Annotated in this window: 11 protein-coding genes; 7 read left to right on the top strand and 4 right to left on the bottom strand. The window is 72.0% G+C overall.

Annotated features, from left to right (window positions below; translation table 11 throughout):
* Window positions 1-190 precede the first annotated feature (190 nt).
* Window positions 191-1177, bottom strand: a complete 987-nt coding sequence (locus OG570_RS22190) for an ArsR/SmtB family transcription factor (RefSeq protein WP_326958962.1) — start codon at window positions 1175-1177, stop codon at window positions 191-193.
* 274 nt (window positions 1178-1451) lie between these two features.
* Between OG570_RS22190 and OG570_RS22185 the strand changes: the two genes are divergently transcribed.
* The 3 genes from OG570_RS22185 (at window position 1452) to OG570_RS22175 (ending at window position 4546) form a co-directional block, all read left to right on the top strand.
* A complete protein-coding gene (locus OG570_RS22185; RefSeq protein ID WP_326943629.1) occupies window positions 1452-2087 on the top strand; it encodes an RICIN domain-containing protein in 636 nt (211 codons plus the stop codon).
* A 227-nt stretch (window positions 2088-2314) separates the two neighbouring features.
* Window positions 2315-3712 (top strand): Dyp-type peroxidase, encoded by a 1398-nt coding sequence (locus OG570_RS22180; RefSeq protein WP_326958960.1) that lies wholly within the window; start codon window positions 2315-2317, stop codon window positions 3710-3712.
* Window positions 3713-3760: 48 nt separating this feature from the next.
* On the top strand, window positions 3761-4546 hold the full coding sequence (locus OG570_RS22175; protein WP_326958958.1) for a DeoR/GlpR family DNA-binding transcription regulator: 786 nt from the start codon (window positions 3761-3763) through the stop codon (window positions 4544-4546).
* A 337-nt stretch (window positions 4547-4883) separates the two neighbouring features.
* Here OG570_RS22175 and OG570_RS22170 read toward each other — a convergent pair whose 3' ends face one another.
* Window positions 4884-5783, bottom strand: coding sequence for an ROK family protein (locus OG570_RS22170; protein ID WP_247063553.1), 900 nt, complete (start codon window positions 5781-5783; stop codon window positions 4884-4886).
* Window positions 5784-5976: 193 nt separating this feature from the next.
* On the opposite strand from OG570_RS22170, the gene OG570_RS22165 reads away from it, so the two are divergent.
* From OG570_RS22165 to OG570_RS22155, 3 genes are all read left to right on the top strand, one after another.
* The gene (locus tag OG570_RS22165) at window positions 5977-6186 is read left to right on the top strand and encodes a CbtB domain-containing protein (protein WP_247055886.1); all 210 of its coding nucleotides are present in this window, start codon (window positions 5977-5979) and stop codon (window positions 6184-6186) included.
* A gap of 18 nt (window positions 6187-6204) precedes the next feature.
* On the top strand, window positions 6205-6975 hold the full coding sequence (locus tag OG570_RS22160; protein ID WP_326958956.1) for a CbtA family protein: 771 nt from the start codon (window positions 6205-6207) through the stop codon (window positions 6973-6975).
* A gap of 64 nt (window positions 6976-7039) precedes the next feature.
* Complete coding sequence (locus OG570_RS22155) at window positions 7040-7675, top strand: DUF4190 domain-containing protein (RefSeq protein WP_326958954.1); 636 nt, start codon at window positions 7040-7042, stop codon at window positions 7673-7675.
* A 3-nt stretch (window positions 7676-7678) separates the two neighbouring features.
* Here OG570_RS22155 and OG570_RS22150 read toward each other — a convergent pair whose 3' ends face one another.
* Window positions 7679-9160 carry a cobyric acid synthase gene (locus OG570_RS22150; RefSeq protein ID WP_326958952.1) on the bottom strand — a complete coding sequence of 494 codons (1482 nt, stop codon included), beginning with the start codon at window positions 9158-9160 and terminating at the stop codon, window positions 7679-7681.
* A 417-nt stretch (window positions 9161-9577) separates the two neighbouring features.
* On the bottom strand, window positions 9578-10537 hold the full coding sequence (locus tag OG570_RS22145; RefSeq protein ID WP_326958950.1) for a cobalamin biosynthesis protein: 960 nt from the start codon (window positions 10535-10537) through the stop codon (window positions 9578-9580).
* Window positions 10538-10573: 36 nt separating this feature from the next.
* Here OG570_RS22145 and OG570_RS22140 point away from each other — a divergent pair, with 36 nt between their 5' ends.
* The gene (locus OG570_RS22140) at window positions 10574-11176 is read left to right on the top strand and encodes a bifunctional adenosylcobinamide kinase/adenosylcobinamide-phosphate guanylyltransferase (protein WP_247055896.1); all 603 of its coding nucleotides are present in this window, start codon (window positions 10574-10576) and stop codon (window positions 11174-11176) included.
* The last annotated feature ends 1 nt before the right edge of the window (window position 11177 follow it).

Genomic DNA, 11177 nt, shown 5'->3' with positions numbered 1-11177 from the left:
GGCGGCGGTGCCAGAGTCGTCACCGCCGCCGGCGCTGTCCCGCCGCTCAGCCGTTCGCCGCGGCGCCGGTGGTGACTGGTGTGTTCACAGCTCGTCGAACTCGGTGCACAGCGCCCGCCGGTCGACAGGACCGTCGGCACAGCCCGCAAGTCCGGCCAGAGCGGCCACCGCCGAAACTCCTGCTTCCGTATCAGCTGTCGAGCAGCGCGCTGCCCAGCGGGGTCAGCGAGTGCAGCACCGTGTTGCGCTCCCGGTGCGTGATGATCAGCCCCGCGCGGCGCAGGACCGTCGCGTGCTTGCTGACCGCCGACGGCGTGACGCCCAGCCGCGCCGCCAGTTCGGAGGTGCTGCAGCCGACCGCCAGCACCGTCAGCGCCGCCGCGCGGGTCGGGCCGAGCAGGTCCGCCAGCGCGTTGCCGCGCACGGGCCGGGCCGCGCGGTCGGGCCCCGACCCGTAGGAAGCCTGGCGGACGCACGGGTAGAGCAGCCGCGGGATCCCGCCCGGGGCGGGCGTGACGAGCGCCGGGCACACCGAAAAGTACGTCGGCACCAGCAGCAGCCCGGTGCCCTCCGACACGGGCCCGCCGGCGGTGCGGTCGTCGGTCTCCAGCACCGGGGGCGCCCAGCGGACCATCGGACGCAACCCGGTCAGCAGCGCGTCGACGCCGCCGTGGAGCAGCACCTGCGTGCGCATCCCGAGGTCCGCGTCCACCTGGGCGCCGACGAAGTCCCAGCTCGGCGCGAGGGCCAGTTCGTGGTAGTCCTGCATGGCCTGGACCAATCGCGGCAGGCCCGCGGTGTCGCCGTCGGCGAGCGCCGTCGCCCAGCCCGGGAGCTCGTGGTCGGCCGGCGCGGTGCGCAACCCGATCTTCAGCGCCGTCGGGTCCGTCTTCAGCACCGCCGTGAGCCCCGACTCCAGGTCGTAGCGGCCCGCGGCCGGCAGCAGGAACTCCGGGAGCGGCGCGTCCGGGCGGCAGAGCCACATCAGCACGGCCGCCGAGTCCGGCAGACCCTGCCACACCCGGTGCCGCCAGCGGTTGAACGCCGACGACGCCGCGTTGCGCCCGCCGTCACGCCGTTGCAGGACCTGCAGGCTCGCGGCGAGCTCGGCCATCGGGTCGGCCGCGGCGGCGAGCCCGACGCGGATCAGGTCGTGCAACGTCAGCTCGATGCGCACCGATGGCCCCCCGGGTGTCTGTCCCCCTCTATCGGCCGCCGTACCGTTCCGTTACACCGCTGACCAGCGTCTTTGCCGCTCCGGGAAATCTACTCGACGAGGCAGGAACTCCCCTGAATGATGGCTTTCAGAGGCCCGCTTTCGGGGGTTTGAGGGTCTCGACGAGGGGGATTCGCCGGTTTTGCTATGCGCCGGGTCCATTGTGGCCCGGGGCTGGGTGGCGCCTGCCTTCTCCCCGTCATCAGGTGCCATCCAGATGCCGAAAAGGGGAACGATGACGAAGATCAAGCGACTGATGGTGACGGTCGCCGCGGCGGCGGGCCTGCTGGGCCTGGTCGCCGTACCGCAGGCCGGCGCGGCGCCGGCCGATGGCAAGGGGGATGTGAAGGTCTCTTCGCTGGCCGGGGTCACGCTCCGGCACTCGAAGGTGGCCGACGCGGCGAAGCAGCAGCGGTCCACCAACCGCGCGGCGGCCGACGTCGACCCGGGGCCGTGGCTGATCGTCTCCGCTCAGTCCGGCCGTTGCTGGGACGCGGATCTGAACACGATCGGCGCGAACGGCACGAAGGTGCAGCTCTGGGACTGCAACGACACGGCGCCGAACCAGGCGTTCTGGCTGACCCAGAACCCGGAGGGCTTCTACCGCTTCCAGAACTACCAGAGCAACCGGTACCTCGACGCCGACCTGAACACGATCGGCAAGAACGGCACCAAGGTCCAGCTCTGGGACTTCATCGCCGGTGGCAAGAACCAGTGGTGGGCGGGCACCGTCAACCCGGAGGGCTACCTGCGGCTGCAGAGCGGCGCGAGCACGCGCTACCTGACCGCCGAGGGGTCGGCCGGGACCAACGGCACGCGCCTGCAGCTGTGGGACTTCATCTCGGGCGGCACGTCCCAGTGGTGGTCCTGACCAGTTGATCGAATAGCCGCTTGAACGGAACGCGGGTCCCGGCCGGGGCCCGCGTTTCCGTTTCCGCACCGATTACGCGTTCAACTTAATCTTTCGTGTGAAACCGCCGAGCGGGTGGCGCGAAGCCGCCCGTTCGTTGCATTCTGTGTTCAGGGGACCCGGCCGGCCGCAGGGGAGGAGCCGGCCGGGTACCGCCGCTAGGCGGTTTACTTGGGGAGGGGACCCTGATGTCTGTCGATCTGTCCACCACACTGTCCTGGACCACGGCGAGCGGTGACGCCGCCACGATGCTCGGCGAGTTGCAGCCGAACATCCTCAAAGCGCACGTGCGCGACCACCTTTCCGCGTTGTTCCTGACGTTCGGCGAACCGGCGGAGGCGCGGGCGTTCCTCGTCTCGGTCACCGGGAAGATGAAGTCCGCCAAGGAACACCTCGCCGAGGTCGGCGGGTTCAAGAGCGGCGGCGCCCCCGGGACGCCGTACGTCGGCGCCGGGCTCACCGCGGCGGGCTACCGCGCGCTCGGCGTCGAGAACGTCCCGCAGGACGAGGCGTTCCTGCGGGGCATGGCGGCGCCGGACACGCGGCGGAAGCTGAGCGATCCGCCGCGCTCGACGTTCGATCCGGGCTACCACGGCGAAATCCACGCCGTCGTGCTCGTCGGCGACGCCACCGACAAAGCGATGACCGCGCGGCGCAACGAGATCCTCGACCTGCTGCCGGACTCCGTCGCCGTCGTGGCGGAGGAAACCGGGCTCGGCCGGGTCAACGCACGCGGCGAGGGCATCGAGCACTTCGGCTACGTCGACGGCCGCAGCCAGCCGTTGTTCCTCACCGAAGACGTCGACGCGGAAAAGAACAACACCGACGGCATCAACGTCTGGAATCCGGCGGCGCCGCTTTCCCAGGTATTGGTGCCCGACACCGCGGCGCCGGATCCCGGCGTGCATTTCGGCAGTTACTTCGTTTTCCGCAAGCTGGAGCAGAACGTGCGCCGGTTCAAGCAGGCGGAAGCGGACCTGGCCGACACGCTAGGCCTCACCGGCGACGACCGCGAGCGCGCCGGCGCGATGATCATCGGCCGGTTCGAGGACGGCACGCCGCTGACCACCCAGCGGGAGGACGGCGCCGAGAGCCCGGTGTCGAACAACTTCACCTTCGACAGCGACCGCGACGCGCTCAAGTGCCCGTTCCAGGCGCACATCCGCAAGACGAACCCGCGCGGCTCCGGCGGCGCCGAAGACCCCGCGGGCGAGCGGCTGCACCTGATGGCCCGCCGCGGCGTCACCTACGGCGAACGTCCGGACGACCCGAACGCGGACCTGCCGCCCGGGGCGCGCCCGAGCGGCGGGGTCGGGCTGCTGTTCATGGCCTTCAACTCCGTGCTGGGCAACCAGTTCGAGTTCACCCAGGCGATCTGGGCGGACAACCCGGGCTTCCCGATCGTCGACGGCGTCACGCCGGGCCTGGACCCGGTGATCGGCCAGGGCGCGCGCGGGCCGTCGGACTACACGGTCGACTGGGGCGGCTCGGCGCAGCGCGCGGCGGAGCCGGTGCCGCAGGCGGTGACGCTCAAGGGCGGCGAATACTTCTTCATGCCGTCGCTCGCCTTCCTACGCTCGCTCTGATTACCCGGTACCTTTACCGCTCCTGGTGAAGCGGCGAAAGGGACGGGCTTGGACCGGCACGAACGGCTCAGCGCACTGCTGGACATGGTGGGGCAGCGGGACAAGATCGACGTCGAGGCCTCCGCGGAGGAGCTCGACGTCTCCCCCGCCACGATCCGGCGGGATCTGGACCACCTGGCCGGTCGCCAGCTGCTGACCCGCACGCGGGGCGGTGCGGTGGCGAGCAACGTCGCGTACGACCTGCCGTTGCGGCACAAGGCCGCGCGCAATGCGCCGGAGAAACAGCGCATCAGCGCGGCCGCCGCACGGCTGGTCGAGCGCGGCATGGTCCTGGGCCTCAACGGCGGCACCACGAGCACGGAGGTCGCCCGCGCGCTGGCGCTGCGCCCGGAACTGGCCGAGCGCGACGGCTCGCCGGCGCTGACGGTGGTGACGAACGCGCTCAACATCGCCCACGAGCTGGCGGTCCGCCCCAATATCAAAATCGTCGTGACGGGCGGCGTGGCCCGCCAGCACTCGTTCGAGCTGACGGGCCCGCTGGCCAGCCTGTTCCTCGACCAGATCACCCTGGACCTGGTGTTCCTGGGCGTGGACGCGTTCGACCCCGAGCGCGGCGCGTACGCCCACCACGAAGGCGAGGCGAGCATCAACCGCCTGCTGGCATCCCGAGCGCGTCAGGTGGTGGTGATAGCGGACAGCGGCAAACTGGGCGGCCACGCATTCGCCCGCATCTGCGACACCACGGCGGTCCACCAGCTGATCACGGACTCGGGAGCAGACCCGGACCAGATAGCGGCCTTCACAGCGGCGGGAGTCGAGGTCGTCACAGCCTGACCGGCTGCCCGGCCGTCGGCGGTGAGGTCGCCGGGGCGGCGGCGAGGTGTCCGGGATAGCTACACCCCCAGCGGGCGGCCAAAGGCCCGTCCGCTCCGGTCGGCGTCACGCCCGTTCCTGGCCGGTGTGGAAACCCCCAGCCCCCCAGACCAGCCCCCACCACTCCCTGGGGGGCGTCCCACGTCCAGTCTATCGCCTGTGACCTGCAAAAACGGGCTCCGGCAAATCTGTGGACAACCGCCCGGCTGTGGACAAGCGACTTGACACAGCCGGGCAGATCCGTCAGAGACGTCGGAGACACAGCCGGAGCGGATCCGGAAGAGGCACAGCAGCTCCGTCAGTGCGCCGCCAGCCGGTCCAAGGCCAGCAGCCCCGCCCCCAGCCGCCCGGCCTCGTCGCCCAGCTTCGCGATCCGCAGCTCCGGCATCCGCTGGAAAGTCAGGTGCGACGCCAGCCAGTCGCGCACCGGCTCGAGCACGTAGTCCGCCGCCGTGAACAGCCCGCCGCCCAGGACGATCACCTCCGGGCCCAGCAGCGTCAGCAGCGTCCGGATACCGTGGCCGAGGCCGTCCAGCGCGTCCTGGACCACCTCCACCGCCACCTCGTCGCCGTGGCGGGCCAGGTCGACGACCTCCCGCGCGCCGTCGGCCGGGCGGCCCGTGCGCTCGGTGTAGCGGCGGGCGATCGCCGCCGCCGAGGAGATCGCCTCCAGGCAGCCGGTCGCGCCGCAGCCGCACTTCAGCGAGTGGCCGACGTCGATGTGGCCGACCTCGCCCGCCTGCCCGCCCGCGCGGTGGATGCGGCCGTCGAGCAGCAGCGCGGCCGCGATCCCGGTGCCGACCGGGATGAACGCCGCGTTCCGCGCGCCCTGGCCGGCGCCGACGCGGAACTCGGCGATGCCGCCCGCGGTGACGTCGTGGCCGAACGCCACCGGCAGCCCCAGCCGGTCCTCCAGCAGCTCGCCGAAGTGGACCTCGCGCCAGTCGAGGTTGGCGGAGAAGTGGCAGATCCGGGTCTCCTCGTCGACGATCCCCGGCACCACCACGCCGACCGCGGCCGGTGTCACTGTGCCGGCCTGCCCGGCCAGCATGTCGACGATCTCCGCCACCTGCTCGGCCAGCGCCGTGCCGTCCGCGCTGCGCGCCGTCTCGGCCCGCAGCGTCGCCTTCGGCTGCAGCTGCTCGTCGAGCAGCGCCGCCTTGATCGTCGTACCGCCCACGTCGAGGGCCGCCACCATTCGAGTCACCGGCGCATTGTCACATTGACGGGCCCGGAAGTGCGGACCTACGCTCAACCGGCAAGACGACGGAATCCGGAACGCGGTGCAAGTCCGCGCGGTCGCGCCACTGTGACCCCCGCCAGGGGGAAGCCAGACCCGGACCGTCGTATGAACCCCGATGAGGCCGCGAAAGCCCGAGGAGGCCCCCACCATGTCGCAAGCGGCAGTCCCCGCCGTTCCGCTCCCGGTCCGGATCCCGATCCGTGAGATCGTCCCGTGGGCGGTGTTCGTGGTGCTCCTCGCCCTGATCGCGGTGTACTTCGTCAGCGCCGAGCAGGGCGCCACCTCGATCTTCGCGAACATGTACGTCCACGAGTTCGTGCACGACGGCCGGCACCTGCTGGCCTTCCCCTGCCACTGATCGGCGGCACGTACTCCCATGATGAAGTCCCTGCTGGTCCGCGGCATGCTCGCGGGCCTGATCGCCGGTGTGCTCGCGTTCGGTTTCGCCTACGCCTTCGGTGAGCCGCCGGTCGACACGTCCATCGGGCTCGAAGAGATCCTTTCCCACGATCATGCCCACGGAACGGACGCCGACGCCGGCGCCGGGCAGGCCGCCGAAGCGCCCGAAGAGGAGCTCGTCCCCCGCGACATCCAGAGCACCGTCGGGCTGCTGGCCGGCGTGCTGGTCTACGCCGTCGCGATCGGCGGGCTGCTTTCGCTCGCGTTCGCGTTCGTCCAGGGCCGTCTCGGCAGCCTCCGGCCGCGGGTGACGGCGTTGCTGCTCACCGGTGGCGCGTTCGCCGTGGTGTTCCTGATCCCGTTCCTCAAGTACCCGGCCAACCCGCCCGCGGTGGGCCAGCCGGGCACGATCGGCTCGCGCACCGAGCTGTACTTCGGGTTCGTCGCCGTCTCCCTGCTCGCGGGCATCCTCGCGACGGTGTTCGGCCGCAAGCTCGCGGACCGGTTCGGCGCGCTGAACGGCTTCCTCCTCGCCGCGGCGGGCTACCTCGTGGTGGTCGCCCTGGTGGCGTGGCTGATGCCGGTGGTCGACGAGGTCCCCGCGGCGTTCCCGGCGTCGACGCTCTGGCGTTTCCGGACGGCGTCGATCGGCACCCAGGCCACACTCTGGCTCGCCCTGGGCCTGTCTTTCGGGGCCCTCGCGGAGAAGTCGCTGACCAAGAAGGCCCCGGCCGCCGCCATTTCGTGATCAAGAACCTGGTGTCGCTCCTCTAGGATTTCCCCGCCGGGTCGGGGGACTCCGGAGGGGAATCTTGTTCGACGAAACACGCTCCACGCTGGCCGGCCACGACCAGACGACCGTCCGCGGGCTCGTCGATCCCGCCGGGACCGACGGGTTCGCGATCGCGTCGCTCGTCTGCGGGCTGCTCGGGCTCGTCCCGCTCGGCGTGGTGTTCGGCTGGCGCGCGCTCGTCCGGATCGGCGGCAGTGGCCGGTCCGGACGTGGGCTCGCGATCGCCGGGCTGACGCTCAGCGTGGCCTGGCTGGGCTTGGGCGTCAGCCTGATCACGACCGGGCCGAAACACGTCACGCAGGCGGCGCCCGGCCCGGACTACATCCAGGGCATGGCGATCGGCGACTGCCTGGACGCGGACGGCGAGCAAGTGATCCGGGCCGCCTGCGACGCACCGCACGACGAGCAGATCGCCGACCGGGTCGACGTCAGCGGCGGGTACCCGTCCTACCCGGGGCTCACGACGCTGCGGGAGCTGGCGCAGCCGTTGTGCCGGATCGCGGGGGCGGCGTACTTCACCCACGGCACCCCGCTGTCCGGCCTGGAGTTCCTGGCGCACATCCCGACCGAGTCGTCCTGGAACGCCGGAGCCCGGGAGGCGACCTGCACCTTCGGAAAGCCGGACGGCAAGCTCACCGGGCCGCTCCAGCCCTGACCATCAGGGCGCTCCGGGCGGCACGAACGGCAGGCCCACTGGCGCGCCCAGCTCCAGCAACGTCAGCAGCGCCGCCGTGTCGAGGTGCTCGCCGACGGCGTCCGCCAGCCGGTCCAGCATGTCCTCGCGCAGGTCGGCGAAGCCCGGCGCGTCCGGGGACGGCGTCCACAAAACGCCCGCCTGCGCCGCCGCTTCCGTGAGCCACGCGCGGCGGAAGGCGTCGTTCTCGAAGGCGCCGTGCCAGAGCGTGCCCCAGACAGCGCCGGCGCGGTGACCGTCCAGAAAGGACTCCAGGGGCGCGGACGCCGTCACCGAGCCGTGGTGGATCTCGTAGGCGTCCACGCGGGTGCCGCGCCACTCGCCCGACGGGCGAGCGAGCACCTTCTCCTCGGCGAACGTCACTCGCGCCGGCAGCAGGCCCAGGCCCGGCACCTCGCCGGCGCCGGACTCGACGTCGTCCACAATGGAGTCCGCGAGCATCTGGTAGCCGCCGCAGATGCCGAGGACCGGCTTCCCGGCCGCGGCGCGGGCCGCCAGCGCCGTGTCGAGACCGCGGGCGCGCAGCCAGGCCAGGTCGTCGACCGTGGCGCGGGAACCGGGCAGCACGACCACGTCCGCCGCGGCGACCGTGTCCGGGTCGGCGGTCAGCGACACCGTGACGCCGGGTTCGGCGGCGAGGGCGTCGACGTCGGTGGCGTTGGAGGCGCGCGGAAACCGGACCACGGCCACGCTCAAGCCGCCGCGATGGGCCTCCCGGCGCCAGCCGGCCGCGGCCAGGGCGTCCTCCGAGTCGATCCACACCCGGTGGAGCCAGGGCAGCACGCCCAGCACCGGCCGGCCGGTGACCTTCTCCAGGCTGTCCAGGCCCGGGCGCAGCAGCCCGACATCACCGCGGAACTTGTTGACGACCCAGCCCGCGACCAGCGCCTGGTCCTCGGCCGAGAGCAGCGCGAGGGTGCCGAACATCGCGGCGAGCACGCCACCGCGATCGATGTCGCCGACGACGAGCACCGGCAGCCCGAACCGCCGCGCCAGCCCCAGGTTGACGTAGTCGCCGCCGCGCAGGTTGATCTCGGCGGGGCTGCCCGCGCCTTCGCAAACGACGACGTCGTAGCGCGCACTGAGGTCTTCGTAGGCGGCGAAGGCGATCTCGGCGAGCCCGGCGCGGCCGGTCGCGTACTCCCCCGCTTCGAGGGTCCCGAACGGCTTCCCGAGCGCGACAACGTGACTGCGCCGGTCACTGCCGGGCTTGAGCAGCACGGGATTCATCGCGGCCTCGGGCTCGACGCGCGCCGCACGCGCTTGCAGCCACTGGGCACGTCCGATCTCGGCGCCGTCGGCGCAGACCATCGAGTTGTTGGACATGTTCTGGGCTTTGAAGGGTGCGACGCGCACCCCACGCCGGGCGAGCCACCGGCAGATCCCGGCGGTGACCAGGCTCTTCCCGGCATCGGACGTCGTCCCGGCGACGAGCAGGCCGCTCATAGGTGCTCCTTTCACAGATCGCGCGGTAGCTACGGATTTGTCCGCAGCTCGCGCAGTACTCGCTGAGTTGTCCGCAGGTCGCGCACTAGTCGCGGAGTTGTCCGCAGGTCGCCCGGCACCCGCGGATTGTCCACAGCTCGTGCACTACTCGCGGAGTTGTCCGCTCATCGCCCAGTATCCGCAGAGTTGCCCATGGATCGCGTGACACCCGCGGAGTTGTCCACAGATCGCGCGGTACCCACCAAGTTGTCCACAGATCGCCGAACGGGGCTTCGCCCCCACCGCCGGCCGATAGACTGGACAGGGGCCGCCCCCCAGGGAGTGGTGGGGGCTGCCATCGCGAGCCCGATGCCGATCCTGGACGTGACAGCCGCAGCCGCCGCTCGGCGACCAGCCCGGCCACGGCCGATCCCGGTGCTAATCGCGGCCACGGCCGATCCCGGCGCCGGCCACCACAGCCACGGCCACAGTCAGCGCGGCCGCACCCACCAGCCGGGACAACCGCACCGCCCGCCGCAGGTCTACCGGCTCGGGATTGCGCCCTTCCCCCAGCCGCGCCCGGCGCTCGACCTCGCCGCCGTAGCTGTTCGTGCCGCCCAGCCGGATGCCCAGCGCTCCCGCGAAAGCCGCCTCCACCTGGCCCGCGTTGGGGCTCGGGTGGTGCCCGCCGTCGCGGCGCCAGATCCGCCAGGCCGCGCGCGCTCGGCCGCCGACGAGGGGCGCGCATGCGGCCGTCAGCGCGGCTCCGAGGCGGGACGGGGCCAGGTTCACCAGGTCGTCGGCGCGGGCCGCGGCCCAGCCGAACTCCTGGTAGCGCGGTGACCGGTAGCCGACCATCGCGTCGAGTGTGTTGAGCGCGCGGTAGCCGAGCAGGCCCGGCAGCCCGGCGACGGCGCCCCAGAACAGCGGTGCGACCACGGCGTCCGACGTGTTCTCGGCGATCGACTCGGTCGCGGCGCGGGTCAGCTCGGCGGAGTCGAGCGTCGTCGCGTCACGCGCGCAGAGGTGCGAGAGCCGAACACGCGCCGAAGGGACTTCGCCCGCTTCGAGCAGCTTCGCCATCTCCGCGCCTTCGGCCGCGAGACCACGTCCGCCGAGCACTACCCACGTACAGACGGCAGTCGCCGCGAAGCGCGCGAAGGGACTTCGCCGCGTCGCGGTCTGAAGCGCGGCGCCGAGGCCGACAGCCGCGAAGGTGCACAACCCCGCGTACGCGGCTCCGCGCGGCTTCGAGTCGGCCCACACGCGGCGTTCGAGAGCCGCCGCGGCGGTACCGAAGATCGCCACCGGATGCCCCCGACGGGGGTCGCCGAACAGGGTGTCGGCGACATATCCGGTAACGAGTCCGGCCGCGGTTGTCCCTAGACGGAGTGGCACGTGGCGCACGTTAGCGCGTGCACCACAATGCCCGGTATGACCAAGCTGACGCACCGGCTAGCCGGGTATCTCGAAAACCTGGCCCGCGCCCTCCGCCGGTACGGACGCGACGAAGGAAAGGTGCTCGTCCTCGGCGGGGTCCGCTCGGGGAAGTCGCGGCACGCCGAGCGGCTCGTCGCCCGCCACCCGCACCTCGTCTACGTCGCGCCCGGCCTGCTCCCGAGCGACGACGACCCCGAATGGGCCGCGCGGGTAGCCGCGCACCAGGCGCGGCGGCCGTCGAACTGGAAGACCGTCGAGACCACGGACCTCGCGGGCACGCTCAGGAAGGCGACCGAGCCGCTCCTCATCGACTGCCTCGGCACCTGGCTCTCGCGGGTGCTCGACGAGGTCGGCGCGTGGGAGCAGGAGCGGGGCTGGGAGCACCGGCTCGACGACCGGCTCGAGGACTTCCTGGCCGCGTGGGCCGCGGCGCGGGTGCCGGTGGTCGCGGTCAGCAACGAGGTCGGCAGCGGTGTGGTGCCCGCAACGTCGTCCGGACGGCTGTTCCGTGATGTGCTGGGCGCACTCAACAACCGGGTGTCCGCCGACGCCGACCGGGTCCAGCTGGTCGTCGCGGGGCGGGTGCTCGACCTGTAGG

The sequence above is a fragment of the Amycolatopsis sp. NBC_01286 genome (assembly GCF_035982555.1).
Taxonomy (GTDB): Bacteria; Actinomycetota; Actinomycetes; order Mycobacteriales; family Pseudonocardiaceae; genus Amycolatopsis.
This window is presented reverse-complemented; position numbering and strand designations above follow the sequence as displayed.